The 15,004-nt window shown below is 63.9% G+C and carries 20 protein-coding genes; 13 read left to right on the top strand and 7 right to left on the bottom strand.

Translation table 11 applies throughout. The features are described 5' to 3' along the window. Positions 1 to 20: 20 nt before the first annotated feature. Together IEV38_RS03110 and pnuC are read right to left on the bottom strand one after the other, a co-directional pair. A complete protein-coding gene (locus IEV38_RS03110) occupies positions 21 to 551 on the bottom strand; it encodes an AAA family ATPase (RefSeq protein WP_188394680.1) in 531 nt (176 codons plus the stop codon). Further along, entirely contained in the window at positions 548 to 1,150 is a 603-nt protein-coding gene (gene pnuC / locus IEV38_RS03105) for a nicotinamide riboside transporter PnuC (protein ID WP_188394679.1), read from the bottom strand. Before pnuC ends, IEV38_RS03110 begins: the two co-directional genes overlap by 4 nt. A gap of 230 nt (positions 1,151 to 1,380) precedes the next feature. Here pnuC and IEV38_RS03100 point away from each other — a divergent pair, with 230 nt between their 5' ends. The 11 genes from IEV38_RS03100 (at position 1,381) to IEV38_RS03050 (ending at position 10,964) form a co-directional block, all read left to right on the top strand. Beyond that, positions 1,381 to 1,536: a hypothetical protein gene (locus tag IEV38_RS03100; protein WP_188394678.1), complete on the top strand. Its 156-nt coding sequence runs from the start codon at positions 1,381 to 1,383 to the stop codon at positions 1,534 to 1,536. A 123-nt stretch (positions 1,537 to 1,659) separates the two neighbouring features. Next, positions 1,660 to 2,019: a response regulator gene (locus tag IEV38_RS15355; protein WP_268234698.1), complete on the top strand. Its 360-nt coding sequence runs from the start codon at positions 1,660 to 1,662 to the stop codon at positions 2,017 to 2,019. Positions 2,020 to 2,158: 139 nt separating this feature from the next. Next, the gene (locus IEV38_RS03090) at positions 2,159 to 2,920 is read left to right on the top strand and encodes a CerR family C-terminal domain-containing protein (RefSeq protein WP_188394677.1); all 762 of its coding nucleotides are present in this window, start codon (positions 2,159 to 2,161) and stop codon (positions 2,918 to 2,920) included. Then, the gene (locus IEV38_RS03085; protein WP_188394676.1) at positions 2,917 to 4,419 is read left to right on the top strand and encodes an efflux transporter outer membrane subunit; all 1,503 of its coding nucleotides are present in this window, start codon (positions 2,917 to 2,919) and stop codon (positions 4,417 to 4,419) included. Before IEV38_RS03090 ends, IEV38_RS03085 begins: the two co-directional genes overlap by 4 nt. A gap of 3 nt (positions 4,420 to 4,422) precedes the next feature. Further along, the gene (locus IEV38_RS03080; RefSeq protein ID WP_188394675.1) at positions 4,423 to 5,688 is read left to right on the top strand and encodes an efflux RND transporter periplasmic adaptor subunit; all 1,266 of its coding nucleotides are present in this window, start codon (positions 4,423 to 4,425) and stop codon (positions 5,686 to 5,688) included. An 8-nt stretch (positions 5,689 to 5,696) separates the two neighbouring features. Then, on the top strand, positions 5,697 to 8,810 hold the full coding sequence (locus tag IEV38_RS03075; RefSeq protein ID WP_188394674.1) for an efflux RND transporter permease subunit: 3,114 nt from the start codon (positions 5,697 to 5,699) through the stop codon (positions 8,808 to 8,810). A 14-nt stretch (positions 8,811 to 8,824) separates the two neighbouring features. Beyond that, on the top strand, positions 8,825 to 9,181 hold the full coding sequence (locus IEV38_RS03070; protein WP_188394673.1) for a glutaredoxin domain-containing protein: 357 nt from the start codon (positions 8,825 to 8,827) through the stop codon (positions 9,179 to 9,181). A 14-nt stretch (positions 9,182 to 9,195) separates the two neighbouring features. Beyond that, on the top strand, positions 9,196 to 9,927 hold the full coding sequence (locus tag IEV38_RS03065; protein WP_188394672.1) for a PIG-L deacetylase family protein: 732 nt from the start codon (positions 9,196 to 9,198) through the stop codon (positions 9,925 to 9,927). A gap of 29 nt (positions 9,928 to 9,956) precedes the next feature. Beyond that, complete coding sequence (locus IEV38_RS03060) at positions 9,957 to 10,190, top strand: hypothetical protein (protein ID WP_188394671.1); 234 nt, start codon at positions 9,957 to 9,959, stop codon at positions 10,188 to 10,190. Between the two features lie 52 nt (positions 10,191 to 10,242). Further along, the gene (locus tag IEV38_RS03055; protein WP_188394670.1) at positions 10,243 to 10,437 is read left to right on the top strand and encodes a YqaE/Pmp3 family membrane protein; all 195 of its coding nucleotides are present in this window, start codon (positions 10,243 to 10,245) and stop codon (positions 10,435 to 10,437) included. A 41-nt stretch (positions 10,438 to 10,478) separates the two neighbouring features. Then, positions 10,479 to 10,964 (top strand): PaaI family thioesterase, encoded by a 486-nt coding sequence (locus IEV38_RS03050; protein ID WP_188394669.1) that lies wholly within the window; start codon positions 10,479 to 10,481, stop codon positions 10,962 to 10,964. A 58-nt stretch (positions 10,965 to 11,022) separates the two neighbouring features. Here IEV38_RS03050 and IEV38_RS03045 read toward each other — a convergent pair whose 3' ends face one another. From IEV38_RS03045 to IEV38_RS03035, 3 genes are read right to left on the bottom strand one after another with little or no spacing between them, the layout of a single operon-like run. Further along, entirely contained in the window at positions 11,023 to 11,526 is a 504-nt protein-coding gene (locus IEV38_RS03045) for a hypothetical protein (protein WP_188394668.1), read from the bottom strand. Between the two features lie 52 nt (positions 11,527 to 11,578). Further along, positions 11,579 to 11,794 (bottom strand): DUF1653 domain-containing protein, encoded by a 216-nt coding sequence (locus IEV38_RS03040; protein ID WP_188394808.1) that lies wholly within the window; start codon positions 11,792 to 11,794, stop codon positions 11,579 to 11,581. 18 nt (positions 11,795 to 11,812) lie between these two features. Beyond that, the gene (locus IEV38_RS03035) at positions 11,813 to 12,082 is read right to left on the bottom strand and encodes a hypothetical protein (RefSeq protein ID WP_188394667.1); all 270 of its coding nucleotides are present in this window, start codon (positions 12,080 to 12,082) and stop codon (positions 11,813 to 11,815) included. A gap of 138 nt (positions 12,083 to 12,220) precedes the next feature. Here IEV38_RS03035 and IEV38_RS03030 point away from each other — a divergent pair, with 138 nt between their 5' ends. Continuing rightward, positions 12,221 to 12,967: a hypothetical protein gene (locus IEV38_RS03030; RefSeq protein WP_188394666.1), complete on the top strand. Its 747-nt coding sequence runs from the start codon at positions 12,221 to 12,223 to the stop codon at positions 12,965 to 12,967. Between the two features lie 15 nt (positions 12,968 to 12,982). Here IEV38_RS03030 and IEV38_RS03025 read toward each other — a convergent pair whose 3' ends face one another. Then, positions 12,983 to 14,149 (bottom strand): PQQ-dependent sugar dehydrogenase, encoded by a 1,167-nt coding sequence (locus tag IEV38_RS03025; RefSeq protein WP_188394665.1) that lies wholly within the window; start codon positions 14,147 to 14,149, stop codon positions 12,983 to 12,985. 52 nt (positions 14,150 to 14,201) lie between these two features. Beyond that, on the bottom strand, positions 14,202 to 14,441 hold the full coding sequence (locus IEV38_RS03020; protein ID WP_188394664.1) for a DUF6139 family protein: 240 nt from the start codon (positions 14,439 to 14,441) through the stop codon (positions 14,202 to 14,204). Between the two features lie 306 nt (positions 14,442 to 14,747). Here IEV38_RS03020 and IEV38_RS03015 point away from each other — a divergent pair, with 306 nt between their 5' ends. Continuing rightward, complete coding sequence (locus IEV38_RS03015; protein WP_188394663.1) at positions 14,748 to 14,960, top strand: hypothetical protein; 213 nt, start codon at positions 14,748 to 14,750, stop codon at positions 14,958 to 14,960. Positions 14,961 to 15,004: the final 44 nt, after the last annotated feature.

Below are 15,004 nucleotides of genomic sequence, written 5' to 3'. Positions count from 1 at the left end.
GCCGCCCTCGGGCGGCTTTTTCATTGCATGTCCAGCTTCTCCAGCCATGCAACGACCTGTGCCACGCGCGCCGGGACATCGCCATCTGCCAGCAGGTAGGCAATGCCTGCTTCGTGCAGTCTGTGCACCAGTCTGGCGTGGACATGCTGGCGTACCGCATCGGAATCGCGCTGCAGGCCATCGGGCAGCCAGGGAGTGGTCGGCGCCGCGACGACGGTGGCCGCGTAGTCGTGGATGGCGGCAAGTGCCTGCAGTTCGGCATCCGCCGCGCCGAAATAGTGTTCGCTGTAAATGGCGGTCATCAGCGGCGTGGTATCGCAGAACAGAAAGCGATGGGCACGCGTGCCGGCTTCTTCCTCGCGTTCGATCTGGGTGGTGGCGATGAACAGTTGCTCGTCGGCGCGCGGGGTGCGCTGCCTTGCCTCGACGAACTCGCGCAGGTACTCGGGTACCCAGACCGTGTGATAGTGCGCGGCGAGCGCGGCCGCCAGCGTCGATTTGCCGCTGGATTCGGCGCCGAGAATGGCGATGCGCATCGCGGGACGGGTCATGGCGCGCCTGCCTGCAATGTCCTGTTCCAGGTGCGCATGCCGACCCATGCGAGTAGCGCGAACAGGCCGTAGAGCACCGCGGTCAGATACAGGTCCTTGTGGATGTAGAGCCCGACGTAGAGCAGGTCGATGACGATCCACAGATGCCAGTTCTGCACGATCTTGCGCGTCAGCAGGGCCTGCGCGACTAGGCTGCCGGCCGTCAGAAACGCATCGATATGCGGCACGTCGCTGTCGGTGAAGGCGTGCAGGACGGCGGCAACGGCGAAGTAGCCGAGTGCCCACGCAAGCGCCACCAGCATCCAGCCCCTGTTGCCGAGCCGCGAGACAGTTACGCCATGATGATTGCGGCCGCCGAACAGCCACTGGTACCAGCCCCACAGCGAGACGGCGATGAAGACGAACTGCAAGGCCATGTCGCCATAGAGCCGCGCATCGCGGAATACCACCGCGTACAGGCCGGCCGAGGCGATCGCGAACAGCCATGCCCAGGGCGATTGCCGGATGTTGAGCAGCACCATGACGAGCGCCAGCGAGAAAGAGGCGATCTCGAGCGGCGAGGTGGCGATGGCGCCAAACAGTAAAAGAGCGTCGTTCATGCGTGCAGCAGGTCGGGGATGGGCGCCGGCGAAACCTCGCAGTATAGAGAAAGCGCGCGGATGGCGGCTTTCACGCCATGATCTGTTTGATCACAAATGCGGCATTTTCCTACAAGAAAATGCGCTGGACACCTATGGAGAATCTTCCTCGTTCCTGTTTTCATTAGCCGCATCGCTGCATTTGACATTTTTTAACAAAGTCTTTTTCAGACATGTTTGCCGGAGTCGTCATGATCAATCTCTTCAAGACCGTTTCCTCGCTGTGCATGTTGTTGGCCATTGCATGGTTTGCATTCAGCCAGGATTTCGGCGCAGTCCTGCTCGGTATCGTTTCCATTTGCGTGTTCATGATGTCGTTTCTGCCGGTATCCATGGCCGAAGAATGAACCGACTGTGCGAAAAGTCACACTGAAGACAAGGGTTGGCGCGTAGAATCGCTGCCAGGTTGGATAAAGGTCGGACAACAAACGGAACGAACTGCCGTTCATCGCATGGCGGTCGGATAAAAATTGGCAACAACAGACAACAAGCTGCGTGTCCTGCTGGTCGAGGACAACCCCGATGCGCTCGAAGGCATGATCGAAATGACGCATTTCTTCGGCCACGAGGCACAGGGTTGTCCTTCCGCCGAAGCGGCGCTCGACCTGCTGCGCGCCGAGCCCTTCGATGTGATGGTGACCGACATCGGCTTGCCCGGCATGTCCGGCCTCGATCTGGCGCGCCAGGCACGCGACATCCAGCCGCTCAACATCACGGTCGCCAGCGGTTATGCGCGCGGCGATGATGTGCCGACCGATGTCGGCTGGCTCATGAAGCCGTTCGGCATCGACGAATACGCGGCCCTTCTGGCAAAGGCATCCGGCTACTGAGCAGGCGGCTTGCCAGCCGATCCGGGCCTTGCCCCCGTCGATCGGCGGCACCGGCGCTTTGTGCGCTACGCCTCTTTTCCCTGTTCAAACAATCGATTTAGTTAAATCAAACGTTTGATTATGTGGTTTAATGGCCGGCATGACAGCCACCCGCCCATCATCGCCACGTCCGGCCGCACCGGCCATCACCGAACCCGAACCGCATGACGCCACGCGTCGCCAGCGCGCGGACGGTGCCGAGGCGCGCCACCGCCTGCTGTACGCCGCGTTGCGGCTGTTTGCGGAAAAGGGTTTCAGCAAGACTTCCACGCGCGACATCGCGCAGGCCGCCGGCATCAACGTCGCCTCCATCAAATACTATTTCGCGGACAAGGCCGGACTCTATCGCGCCGCCTTTACCGAGCCGCTCGGCGGTTTCTGCGAACGCAGCGTGCTCGACGACGCGCAGCATCTGACGCTGCACGAGGCGCTGGTCCTGTTCTTCACCGATTTCCTCGCGCCGCTCAAGCAGTCCGAACTCGTGCAACTCTGCATTCGCCTGCATTTCCGCGAAATGCTGGAGCCGACCGGCATCTGGGCCGAAGAGATCGACAAGACCATCCATCCCTCGCACGCCTCGCTGATCCGCGTGCTGCAACAGCACATGGGCATCAAGCGGGCCGACGACGACCTGCACCGCCTGGCATTTGCCATCAGCGGGCTGGCGCTGCAGATCTATGTGTCGCGCGACATCATCCAGGCCATTCGTCCGGCGCTGATCGATTCGCCGGCGCAGCTCGACCGCTGGGCCGCGCAGCTGGCCGATTACGCACAAGCCATGGTCGAAACGGCAATCGCGCAACGCGCGCCGGCTGGCAGGCAAGAAGCGGCATCGGTTCCTTCCAAAAAGAAAAAGACATGACTACCTCCCTCCGATTCGCCGTCTGCATGACCCTGCCGTTCTGGCTGGCCGGGTGCGCGCTCAAGGCACCACCGGCCAGCGTCGATGCGCCGGCACCTTCGCAATGGCATGCACCGGCGGCATCGCTGCCGGCGGCCATCGATCCGGCGGCGGCACAGCTGCCGCATCACGGCACGTTGTCCGATCTGTCGCAATGGTGGCAGCAGCAGAACGATCCGCTGCTGGTGCAGCTGATCGATGCCGCACAGGTCGCCAGTCCCAATGTGGCTTCGGCGCAGGCCCGCATCGAGCAGTCGCGCGCCAATGCGGTGGCAGCCGGCGCGGCGCTGTTGCCGACACTGGATCTGGCCGGCAGCGTGCAGCGCACCAATACCCAGCAGCCTTTGCCGTTGAACACGACCTATCAGGCGGCGCTGCAGCCGTCGTGGGAGATCGACGTGTTCGGCGCCAATCGCGCCACGCGCCGTGCGGCGGTGGCACGGTATCAGGGCGCGCAGGCCGGCTGGCACGACGCTCGCGTGGCCGTGGCGGCCGAGGTCGCCAATCGCTATTACAGCCTGCGCACCTGCGAGAAGCTGGTGACGGTGACGCGTGCCGACGCCGCCTCGCGCGCAGAGACCGCGCGCCTGGCCGACCTGAGCACCAAGGCCGGATTCGAGGCGCCGGCCAACGCCGCGCTGGCACGCGCCAGTGCAGCCGAAGCCAACGGCCGCGCGATCCAGCAGCAGGCCCTGTGCGAGATCGATGTCAAGGCGCTGGTGGCGCTGACCGCCATCGAGGAGCCGGCGTTGCGCACTCGCCTGGCGGATTCGCCCATGGGCGAGACCACATCGGTGATTGCCGTTGCCAGCCTGCCGGCCCAAACGCTGGTGCAGCGTCCCGATGTGTTCGTGGCCGAGCGCGAGGTGGCTGCCGCCAGCGCCGAAACCGGCAGCGCGATGGCGGCACGCTATCCGCGCCTGACCCTGAGCGGCTCGATCGGCGTGGCGCGCTTCGATTCCGCCGGCGTCTCGACCAATCTCGAAACCTGGAGCGTCGGTCCGCTGCAGTTGACCGTGCCGCTGTTCGATGGCGGCCGCCGCGCCGCCAATGTCGATGCGGCGCGCGCCAACTACGAGTCGGCCGTGGTCAGTTATCGCAGCACGGTGCGGCAGGCGGTGCGCGAAGTCGAGGAAGCGCTGGTCAATCTGCAAAGCACGGCGGCACGCAACGAAGACGCCAGAACGGCGGTTGACGGCTATCGCAATTCGTTCGAGGCGACCGAGGCACGTTATCGCAGTGGTCTGGCGAGCCTGGTCGAACTGGAAGACGCTCGCCGTCTGCGACTGGCGGCCGAGCTCAACGCCGTCACGCTGGAGCGCGAGCGCATGACGGCATGGGTTGCACTGTACCGTGCCGCCGGCGGCGGCTGGCGCAATCCGGACGAGGCAGCGCAGGCGGCCGTGTCGTCTTCTCTCTCCCCGAACCCGATTCCGAATTCAAATCCTGTGCCGGACTAAAAAATGAAATCCATCAAGAAAAAGAACATTGTCATCGCGCTCATCGCCGTTGTCGTATTGATTGCGGTCCTGATCGCCATCTTCTCGCGCGGCTCGGACAAGCCGGCCGCAGAGGAAACCGCCAAGCCGGCGCTGACGGTCACCACCGTGCAGCCATCGCAGGCCAGCCTGCCGATCCGCCTGACCGCGAACGGCACTATCACCGCCTGGCAGGAAGCCATCATCGGCAACGAATCGAACGGCCTCAAGCTGACCGAGGTGCGCGTCAATGTCGGCGATACGGTCAAGCGCGGCCAGGTGCTGGCAACCTTCTCGCCGACTTCCACCAAGGCCGAGGTGGCGCAGGCGCGCGCCTCGCTGATGGAAGCCGAAGCCAATGCGGCCGATGCACAGAACAATGCTGAACGTGCCAAGACATTGGAAACTACCGGCGCGCTGAGTGCGCAGCAGATCAATCAGTACCTGACCACCGCACAGACCGCCAAGGCGCGTGCCGAAGCCGCGCGTGCCACGCTGGAAGCGCAGCAGCTGCGATTGACGCAGACCGAGGTACTGGCACCCGACGATGGCGTGATCTCGTCGCGCAGCGCGACCGTCGGCGCGGTAGTGGGCGCCGGCACCGAACTGTTTCGCATGATCCGCCAGGGCCGGCTCGAGTGGCGTGCCGAGGTGACCTCGGAAGAACTCGGCCGCCTCGCGCCGGGCACCGGCGCCACCATCCGCGCCGCCAACGGCTCCGAGGTCAAGGGCAAGGTGCGCATGATCGCGCCGACGGTCGACACCAGCAACCGTGTCGCGCTGGTCTATGTCGATCTGCTGCCGACCGCGCCCAAGGTGCCGCCGGTGCGTGCCGGCATGTTCGGCAGCGGCGCGTTCGAACTCGGCGAGTCGAATGCGATCACGGTGCCGCAGCAATGCGTGGTGATTCGCGACGGTTTCAGCTATGTGTTCCGCCTGAACGCCGACAGGCGCGTTACCCAGGTCAAGATTCTGCCGGGCCGTCGCCTCGGCGATCGTGTCGAAGTCATCGAAGGGCTGGCGCCGGATGCGGTGATCGTGCAGAGCGGTGCCGGTTTCCTCAACGATGGCGATCTGGTGCACGTGGTTGACCAGCCGCCACCGCTGCAGACGCCGGCCGCCGAACCGGAAACGCCGGCACAGCCGGTGGCACCGCGCGCGCCAGCGCCGATCCCGAGCGACGAATCCAAGGCCAATGCGGTGACCAATCCGCCGCGCGCGACACCGGCGGTGCCGGGCCAGACCAACTAGGAGCCGGCGTGAATTTTTCCTCGCTATCCATCAAGAACCCGATCCCGGCGATCATGCTGTTCATCCTGCTGGGACTGGCAGGATTGCTCGCCTTCAAATCGAACGCGGTGCAGGACTTTCCGGACATCGAACTGCCGATCGTCACGGTGACGGCCACCTTGCCGGGTACCGCGCCGGCGCAGCTCGAGACCGAGGTGGCGCGCAAGATCGAGGACTCGATCGCTTCGCTGCAGGGCATCAAGAACATCTATACCAAGGTGCTCGACGGCGTGGCCACCATCACGGTCGAGTTCGTGCTCGAGAAGAATCTGTCGGACGCCGTCAACGAGGTGCGCGATGCGGTGGCGCTGATCCGTGCCGACCTGCCGGCCGATCTGCGCGATCCGGCCGTGACCAAGGTATCGACCGCCGGCCGCGTGGTGCTGACCTTCACTGCATCGGCCGCGCCCGACAGCAATCTCGATGAGCAGGAACTGAGCTGGTTCGTCGACAACACCGTTGCCAAGCGTCTGCTGAGCGTGCCGGGTGTCGGTTCCTTCAAGCGCGTCGGCGGCGTCAAGCGCGAAGTGCGCATCGAACTCGATCCCGACAAGATGTCGGCCCTCAATGTGTCGGCCATCGACGTCTCGCGCCGTTTGCGCCTGGTGCAGCAGGAGGCGCCGGGCGGACGCGGCGACGTCAGCGGCGCCGAGCAGGCGGTGCGCACCATCGCCACCGTGCAGACCGCGGCCGAGCTGGCGCGCATGGACATTCCGCTGGCAGACGGACGCCACATTCGGCTCGATCAGGTTGCCGATGTGATCGACACGATTGCCGAGCGCCGCGCCACCGCCTCGCAGGATGGCCAGACCGTGGTCGGCTTCGAGATCTTCCGTACCAAGGGTGCCAGCGAACTGGCGGTGGCCGAAGGCGCGAAGCAGGCGGTGGAAGAACTGCAGGCGAACAATCGCAACGTGGTCTTCAAGGAAGCGATCGACAACGCGCAGCCGGTCGAGGAAAACTTCGACGGCTCGATGGAGCTGCTGTACGAAGGCGCGATTCTCGCCGTGCTGGTGGTCTGGTGGTTCCTGCGCGACTGGCGTGCCACCATCGTCGCCGCTTCCGCACTGCCGCTGTCGGTGATTCCGACCTTTCTCGGTCTCAGCTACTTTGGCTACACGCTCAACACGGTGACGCTGCTGTCCCTTGCGCTCGTGATCGGCGTGCTGGTCGACGATGCGATCGTCGAGATCGAGAACATCTCGCGCCACCTCGCGATGGGCAAGACGCCGATGCAGGCCGCGATGGAGGCGGCCGACGAGATCGGCATGGCGGTCATCGCCACCACCTTCGCGCTGGTCTCGGTGTTCCTGCCGACCGCGTTCATGGCCGGCATTCCGGGCCTGTTCTTCAAGCAGTTCGGCTGGACCGCGGTGCTTGCGGTGCTGGCCTCGCTGGTGGTGGCGCGATTGCTGACGCCGATGATGGCGGCCTACATCCTCAAGCCGAAAAAGGAACACGTCGAGAAGGATGGCTGGATCATGCAGCGCTACATGCGCGCCATGCGCTGGTGTCTCACGCATCGGCTGACGACGGTGGCGGCGGCAGGCCTGTTCTTTGTCTGTTCGGTGGCGCTGGTCGGACTGCTGCCGACCGGCTTCGTGCCGCCGGCCGATCGCGGTCAGACCCAGATCAACATCGAACTGCCGCCCGGCAGCACGCTGGCCGAGACCACTGCCGTGGCAGAGCGTGTGCGGCTGGCGGTGAGCGCCGACAAGAACATCACGAGCATCTTCAGTTCGATCGGCGGCGGTTCCAGCGGCGACGCGTTCGCACCCGGCGCGGCGGCCGAGGCGCGGCGCGCGGTGCTGACGCTGACCACCACGCACCGCAGCGACCGCAAGCAGACCATGGCGCAGATCGAGAACGGCATCCGCGCCAACATTGCCGACATTCCCGGTGCGCGCTTCACGGTCGGTCCGCCCGATACCGGCGTCAAGATGCAACTGGTGCTGCGCAGCGAGGATCCGGTGGCGCTCAACGACGCGGCGCGCAAGGTCGAGCGTGAACTGCGCACGCTACGCGGCATCGGCAACGTCAGTTCGAGCGCCTCGCTGGTGCGGCCCGAGATCATCGTGCGACCCGACGTGGCGCGCGCCGCCGATCTTGGCGTGACTGCCGCCAGCATCGGCGAGACGGTACGCGTGGCGACCGCCGGCGATTACGACCAGAACCTGCCCAAGCTCAACCTGACCGAACGGCAGGTGCCGATCCTGGTCAAGCTGCCGGACGGCGTGCGTGCGGACCTTGCCGCCATCGAGCGGTTGACCGTGCCGGGCCGCAATGGTCCGGTCATGCTCGGCAATGTCGCCACGGTCACGATGGAAAGCGGACCGGCGCAGATCGATCGTCTCAATCGCAGCCGCAACGTCACGCTCGATGTCGAACTCGGCTCGCGTTCGCTTGGCGAACTGAACGAGGAAGCGCGCGCGCTGCCGTCCATGCGCAATCTGCCGCCGGCGGTCAAGATCGCCGAACTCGGCGATGCGCAGGAAATGCAGCTGCTGTTCGAGAGCTTCGGCCTGGCGATGGCGATCGGCGTGCTCTGCATCTACGGCGTGCTGGTGCTGCTGTTCCGCGACTTCATGCAGCCGGTCACGATCCTGGCGGCGCTGCCGCTGTCGATCGGCGGTGCCTTCGTGCTGCTTCTGCTGACCGGCAAGGCGCTCTCGATGCCGTCGATGATCGGCCTCATCATGCTGATGGGCATCGTCACCAAGAACTCGATCCTGCTGGTCGATTACGCCATCATGGCGCGGCGCGAAGGCATGGCACGCTTCGAGGCACTGGTCGACGCCTGCCACAAGCGTGCACGACCGATCGTGATGACGACCATCGCGATGGGTGCCGGCATGCTGCCGCTGGCGCTCGGACTGGGTGCCGATCCGAGCTTCCGTTCGCCGATGGCGATCACTGTGATCGGCGGCCTGATCACCTCGACCATGCTGAGCCTGCTGGTGGTGCCGGCAGTGTTCACGTATATCGACGATCTCGAACACTGGCTCAAGCGCATGACGCGCCAGGCGCGCGGCCATGGTTCGGAACCGCATCATCCGGCATCGCTGCCGGTCAATGAACACTGAAGCCGGAGGCTGCAATGAGTCGTCCCCTGTTACCGTCGCACAGCGTGGCACCGTCCGTGCTCGAGGCGATGTCCGCCTATCACCGGCAGACGATCGACGAGGTGACTTCGGCGATTGCCGCCAACCGCATCGTGGTCGTCGGCATGGCGCAGAATCCCTTCGTCGGCAAGGTGCGCAAGGCGTTGTCGGATGCCGGCGTACAATTCCGCTATCTCGAATATGGCAGCTATCTGTCGATGTGGAAGCCGCGCCTGGCAATCAAGATGTGGAGCGGCTGGCCGACTTTCCCACAGGTGTTTGTTGACGGCGTGCTGATCGGCGGCCATGCGGAAACCGTCGCTGCACTGCGCGCCGGTACGATCCGGGCATGACGGGAGCACTATCGATGTTCGACCTTCCGTACGATCATGGTCCGCATGACTTGCGCACGCTGCCGCTGCCGGACGGACTGACGATCGCCGTACTGGCGCCGCATCCCGACGACTTCGATGCGATCGGCCTGACGCTGCGGCATTTTCATCGGCATGGCGCGACCATTCATCTGGCAGTGCTGACCACCGGCGCCAGCGGCGTCGAGGATGGCTACCAGGGCGCATCCACCGACGAAGAGAAAGGCGCATTGCGCGAAAAGGAACAGCAGGCGAGTTGCGCATTCTTCGGATTGCCGCCGGAGCGCATCACCTTTCTCAAGCTGCCGCCCGACGAAGGCGGCAATCCGCGTCTGGATGATGCCAACCATGCGCGCATCCGCGATTACCTGGCCGCGCGCAAACCGCAGCTGGTGTTCATGCCGCACGGGAACGACAGCAACGTCACGCACCAGCGCACCTATGCGCTGTTCCGCGCGGTGGCGCAGGCCGAACAGTGGACGATGTGGGCGCTGTTGAATCAGGATGCGAAGACGCTCAGGATTCGCACCGATCTCTATCTGCCGTTCGACGACGCGGATGCGGCATGGAAGGCCGAGCTGTTGCGTTTGCATCGCTCGCAGCACCAGCGCAACCTCAATACGCGCGGCAAGGGATTCGACGAACGCGTGCTGGACATAAACCGCAAGGCGGGCGCGGCACTGGACGCATCCTTTGCCGAGATTTTTGAAGTGGAACGATTCGGCTGAGGCCGACGAACAAGCAGGAAGGAAGCAACATGGCATGTGACCATAAAAAGGTACTGGACCTGGCAAAGGCAGGCGCGTGGGAAGAGTCGCACGCGCTGGTGCAGGTGCACGGCGACGAACTGTCGTGCCAGATTCACGGCTATCTGCACCGCGTCGAGGGCGACCTCGGCAATGCGCGCTACTGGTACGGCCGCGGCAACAGCAGGTTGCCGGACAACAGCCTCGACGAGGAATTCGCGCGGCTATACGCGCGGCTCGCCTGACGCGGTATCATCCCTATTTGCCATTCTTGCATCAATCATTCAAGGAACCGTCATGCGTCTGCTGATCGCCCTCATTCTTCCGTGGCTCACCTTCTTCACCATCGGCCGTCCGTTCGCCGGCATCATCTGCCTGATTCTGCAGATAACGCTGATCGGCTGGGTGCCGGCCGCCATCTGGGCCGTCTATGCGCTGAGCCAGTACAACACCGACAAGAAAATCGAACGCGCGCTCAATCGCGCACCGTAAGCACACGCCCGCGCGGTCGGGCCATTCTTCAGGGAGGAGCGATGACAGGGCAAACCGACGGATTGCCGGTGCTGGCATGGCTGCAGAAGTCGCTGGACGGCACGCTGCAGGAGACCGATGTCACGCACATGCAGTATCCGACCGCCATTTCGCGCACGCTCGGCATCCGCATCGTCGAAGTCGGAGCTGGTACCGCCACGGTCGAGATCGATGCCTCGCCGGGCCTGCACGGCAACCAGCAGGGCACGGTGCATGGCGGTCTGCTGTGCGAACTGGCCGACGCCGCGATCGGCACTGCGCATTCGACGCTGATGCAGGAAGGCGAATCGTTTGCCAGCATCGACCTCAAGATCAATTTCTTCCGTCCGGTCTGGACCTCGACGCTGCGCGCCGTCGCGCGCCCGGTGCAGAGCGGCCAGACCATCACGCATTACCACTGCGACATCGTGCGCGATGACGGCAAGGTGGCGGCGACCGTGATCAGCGCCGTGATGACGCTGCGCGGCGACAAGGCGCAGGGTCGTTGAAAAGCAGGGTTCGCCTGTCTTGAGGCGCGTGCGATGCGCGTGCGCCGCACATCTCCATTCAGAAATTCTCGCGCGGGCGCTGGCAGCCGCCGGCGACCCATTGCTGCGCACTCGCGCGCGTCAGCTTGAAAGCGGGCGATACCCGCACGCTGGCGAGCTGATCTCCATTCTCGTCATGTGCCGACAGCGTGGCGTAGGGATCGTCCTCGTCGGGCACGATGTCGAGCGTCACGTCCAGGGTACGGCCGTCGCTATCGACGGTGACGCTCTTGTGCAGCATGGCGTGCAACTGCTGCTCGTGGCGGCGCAGCACTTCGCTGGCGGTTTTCACCAGCGTGTGGAAGGCCGATACATCGAGCGGCTTGGGGTTCTTCTTGTCGCGGCCCATGGTCCACGGACCGACCAGCGCCGGTTCCGCTTCGCCATCCTTGATCATCTCGACCGCCCAGCCGTCGTCATCCTCGTTCTTGATTACGCGCGCGGTCCAGCCGTCGTCACGCCACAGGCGGTCTTCGTGAATGGCGTGCTGTTCGGAATCGTCCGGATCGGAAAAGTCGGTCATGAAAGAAAAACGAATGAACGACCGGCGGCAGTGCCACCAGCCGTGGTGTGAATCAATTGCCGTCGGCAATCGGCGTGAAGCGCTGCACGATGCGACCCTGGTGCGCGATCTTTTCGAAGAAGACGCTGGCCGGACGCGTCCAGTACGAACCGTCGGCCGCCGTATAAACGATCATCGTGACATCCGGATCGGATTCCAGCCGCGCTGCGCAGACGAAGTCGTATATGCCACCCTTGAAGTGACGATACTGCCGACTGTAGTTTTCCATGAAAGTGGGTACTTGCACTTAGAAGAACCAGCCGGCAATGATCATGACGATGCCGACATTGATCGGAATGTTGAGCCCGCCCTGTTCGCGGCCGTAGGCCTTGGTCAGGTTGCGCACGGCGAAGCCGCCCCATGCCAAAAGGTTGCCGCCGCCGCGCAACAGGTCGGCGGTTTCGCTGCCGGTCAGCAATTGATGGGCGCCGGTGACGGCGAAGAAAATACAGAGAATGCCCAGCCCGAGGCGGACGCGTTTTTGCTGCAACAGTGCTTCGATGGATTCGCCAAACATGCTTGCTCCCTTGATCAGAGCCGCTATTGTAAGTGAGTGGGGGTATCAATACCGCAAGGCTTTGTGGCAATATGATGCGCACGGGCAAGACGGTCGCCGTCAGTACATTGGCGGCCGGCCTTTCAAATCGGGGGAAGCATGATCGCAAACATAGGCAACGCATGGCCGGTTCAGCGAACCGATGCGACCCGTATTGCCGGCGATCTGCTCACCCGCGTCGATAGCCGCACCAGCGCCGTCAACCCGCCCGCCGGGCGCGAGCAGGAGGAAGGACCGCGGCGCGAGGATCAGGCAGAACGCAAGGCCGGCAACGAACGGCAGGTCGGCGACGAACTGGCAATGCAACTGCAGCAGTCGCGCCTTGCGCGTGCCGACGCCGAAGCGGGCCTGCCGGGCACGCAGACGGTTTCCAGTCTCGATACCAACAACGATTATCTCGATCGCGCCGCGCAGCAACTGGCCTCCGATGAGGGCAACAATATTGAAGCGGGTGCCGGAGCTGCAGCGCAGCCGTTGCTGCCGAACAGTGCCGACGGTGGCGTGCGCGCCGACGACAGCGAATTTGAAGTCGGTATCGATCGTATCGATGCAGGCACTGCGCGCACGGACGATGCAGGGCAGCCCGCAGCGGGCAGCGCAATTGCCCTTGCCGCCGCCGGTAGCGGGCGCGAAGCCGCCGATCTCAACCGCGACGGCGCCATCGGTCCGCAGGAGTCGTCAGTGCATCAGGCCAGCCAGACCGAGCCGGTGCAGGCCGAAGCCCAGGCGCAGCAGCAACAGGCCGCCGAGCGCATTGCCACGCGGTTGGCGCAGACCTACGGGCGTTTCGATCCGGAAATCGCCAACGCCACCCTGCGCGTCAATCCCTTCCATATCGCCGCCTGACGCCGCAGTCGCGGTTCAGCGTACTGGCAGCAGGCGCAGGATGCGTCCCGGCGATTCGTCGGTGGCAATGTACAGATAGCCGTCCGGTCCCTCGCGCACGTCGCGCACGCGTTCCTTCAGATCCGGCAGCAGTTTCTCGACGCGCACCACCTTGCCGTTCTTGAATTCCAGCCGTTCCAGGTTGCGGAACACCAGCGAGCCGACGAACATGCTGCCCTGCCACGCCTTGCCATAACGTTCGCTCTGCAGCACGGCCATGCCGGACGGCGCGATCGACGGCGTCCACTGATGGACCGGCTGTTCCATGCCGGCCTTGGCCGTGATGCCGCCGCCGACCTTGCCGCCGCCATATTGTTCGCCATAGGTGATGACGGGCCATCCATAGTTCTTGCCGGCTTCGACGCGGTTGACCTCGTCGCCACCCTGCGGGCCGTGCTCGTGCAGCCACAGCTTGCCGTCGCTACCCAGCACCGCGCCCTGCGCATTGCGGTGGCCGTAGCTCCAGATTTCGGGTAGCGCACCGTTGGTGGCGACGAAGGGATTGTCGGGCGGCACCGAACCGTCCTTGCGGATGCGGATCACCTTGCCGTGGTGGTTGTCCAGGGTTTGCGCATCGGGCGCGCGGTTCGAGCGCTCGCCGAGCGTCATGAACAGCGTGCCGTCCGGATGCTCGACGATGCGGCAGCCGAAGTGCAGTCCGCTGTGGTGCTTTGGTTTCTGGCTGAACAGTACCTTGAGATCGTTCAGCGTCTTGCCGTCGTCCGACAGCCGCGCCGAGGCCAGCGCGGTCGAATTGCCGCTGCCGCCGGTGCGCTCGTTGGCTTCCTCGCTGTAACAGAAATAGATGGTGCGGTTGGCGGTGAACTTGCTGTCGGCGATCACATCGAGCAGGCCGCCCTGGCCGCCGACGGCGATCTTCGGCAGGCCGCCCACGTTCAGCGTCGGCTGTCCGGGGCGGATCAGCAGCAGCTTGCCGGAACGCTCGGTGACCAGCATGTTTTTGGCATCGATGAAGGCGATCGCCCAGGGATGATCGAGCCCTTGCGCCACCACCTCGGTGCGCAGCGCGGTTTGCGCGTCCGCGTGCAGGGCGGTCGCGCCGAAGACGACGGCGCAGAAGATGGCGGAAGGCCGGATTGGCAGCGGACGGGAGAATGGAGCGGAGATGCGTGGCACGGGCATGCGGCGTGGTCCTTTCTCTGGATGAGGGAAGGCGGCGGGCGCCGCCGCGTGGTTACTTGTCGGCCAGTTCCTTGACGCTGGTGATGGCGTAGCCCTTGGCGCGGATCTGTTCGTGCGGAGCATCGATCGAAAAGTCCGGAAGATGGGTGGCATTGTCCTCGACATCGATGCCGCGTTCACTCAGTTCCCAGTCGGTATTGATCGCTTCTTCGGGAATGATCTTGCCTTCCGGCACGGCCAGATAAGTGAATTGGCCGTGGTGTTCTGCCCTCTTGTAGATATCGACGCGCATGACGGGAATCCTCCAAAAATGGTGACAGGCCCTTTGTGACCTCAGCGTGCTGCAAAGGTTGCGCAGGTCCGGCGCAGGCCTGGTATTCGCCAAAAAAGCGACAGATGGTCCGTAAATTGCTAGAAAATTACTTTTCAGCAAACCTTCCCCGGGTTTATAGTGGCTGACACTCAAAATGGGGAATTAGCCGAAAAAAGCGACATTTTCTGTCAAATTATGTGACGTTTTTTGCCGAAGAGGGAAATGGCATTAGCATCGCCATCATGTCCGTACACGGTGTGAAGCTGCAACGAAGGGAGGATCCGGATGTTGAAGTACGATTTTTCGCTCAAGACGCGCGAAGGCCAGCGCCTCAACAGTATCGTGATCGGCGGCATCGATCGCAGCGATGCCGAGCGCAAGCTGCGCCAGATGTACCGCCATTGCGAAGTGATTCACTGCGATGTGTGCGGCGAAGTCCAACGCCCCGGCGTATCGCGCCCGGCAACGCGCGACCTGTTCTCCTCCGACCGACGCTGAGTCAGGGTACTCGAAACAGCCGGTGTGCGAAGTCCCTCCGGCAA

Origin of the sequence: Oxalicibacterium flavum, assembly GCF_014635065.1 — a bacterium.
GTDB classification, from domain to species: Bacteria; Pseudomonadota; Gammaproteobacteria; order Burkholderiales; family Burkholderiaceae_D; genus Oxalicibacterium; species Oxalicibacterium flavum.
Note: the sequence above shows the minus strand (reverse complement) of the source record. Positions and strands in the feature narration are given on the sequence as shown.

Excerpts from the sequence above, each read along its gene's own strand:
- IEV38_RS03110 (WP_188394680.1), bottom strand. The coding sequence starts at position 551 with ATGACCCGTCCCGCGATGCGCATCGCCATTCTCGGCGCCGAATCCAGC.
- pnuC (WP_188394679.1), bottom strand. The coding sequence starts at position 1,150 with ATGAACGACGCTCTTTTACTGTTTGGCGCCATCGCCACCTCGCCGCTC.
- IEV38_RS03100 (WP_188394678.1), top strand. The coding sequence starts at position 1,381 with ATGATCAATCTCTTCAAGACCGTTTCCTCGCTGTGCATGTTGTTGGCC.
- IEV38_RS03090 (WP_188394677.1), top strand. The coding sequence starts at position 2,159 with ATGACAGCCACCCGCCCATCATCGCCACGTCCGGCCGCACCGGCCATC.
- IEV38_RS03085 (WP_188394676.1), top strand. The coding sequence starts at position 2,917 with ATGACTACCTCCCTCCGATTCGCCGTCTGCATGACCCTGCCGTTCTGG.
- IEV38_RS03080 (WP_188394675.1), top strand. The coding sequence starts at position 4,423 with ATGAAATCCATCAAGAAAAAGAACATTGTCATCGCGCTCATCGCCGTT.
- IEV38_RS03070 (WP_188394673.1), top strand. The coding sequence starts at position 8,825 with ATGAGTCGTCCCCTGTTACCGTCGCACAGCGTGGCACCGTCCGTGCTC.
- IEV38_RS03065 (WP_188394672.1), top strand. The coding sequence starts at position 9,196 with ATGTTCGACCTTCCGTACGATCATGGTCCGCATGACTTGCGCACGCTG.
- IEV38_RS03060 (WP_188394671.1), top strand. The coding sequence starts at position 9,957 with ATGGCATGTGACCATAAAAAGGTACTGGACCTGGCAAAGGCAGGCGCG.
- IEV38_RS03055 (WP_188394670.1), top strand. The coding sequence starts at position 10,243 with ATGCGTCTGCTGATCGCCCTCATTCTTCCGTGGCTCACCTTCTTCACC.
- IEV38_RS03050 (WP_188394669.1), top strand. The coding sequence starts at position 10,479 with ATGACAGGGCAAACCGACGGATTGCCGGTGCTGGCATGGCTGCAGAAG.
- IEV38_RS03045 (WP_188394668.1), bottom strand. The coding sequence starts at position 11,526 with ATGACCGACTTTTCCGATCCGGACGATTCCGAACAGCACGCCATTCAC.
- IEV38_RS03040 (WP_188394808.1), bottom strand. The coding sequence starts at position 11,794 with ATGGAAAACTACAGTCGGCAGTATCGTCACTTCAAGGGTGGCATATAC.
- IEV38_RS03035 (WP_188394667.1), bottom strand. The coding sequence starts at position 12,082 with ATGTTTGGCGAATCCATCGAAGCACTGTTGCAGCAAAAACGCGTCCGC.
- IEV38_RS03030 (WP_188394666.1), top strand. The coding sequence starts at position 12,221 with ATGATCGCAAACATAGGCAACGCATGGCCGGTTCAGCGAACCGATGCG.
- IEV38_RS03025 (WP_188394665.1), bottom strand. The coding sequence starts at position 14,149 with ATGCCCGTGCCACGCATCTCCGCTCCATTCTCCCGTCCGCTGCCAATC.
- IEV38_RS03020 (WP_188394664.1), bottom strand. The coding sequence starts at position 14,441 with ATGCGCGTCGATATCTACAAGAGGGCAGAACACCACGGCCAATTCACT.
- IEV38_RS03015 (WP_188394663.1), top strand. The coding sequence starts at position 14,748 with ATGTTGAAGTACGATTTTTCGCTCAAGACGCGCGAAGGCCAGCGCCTC.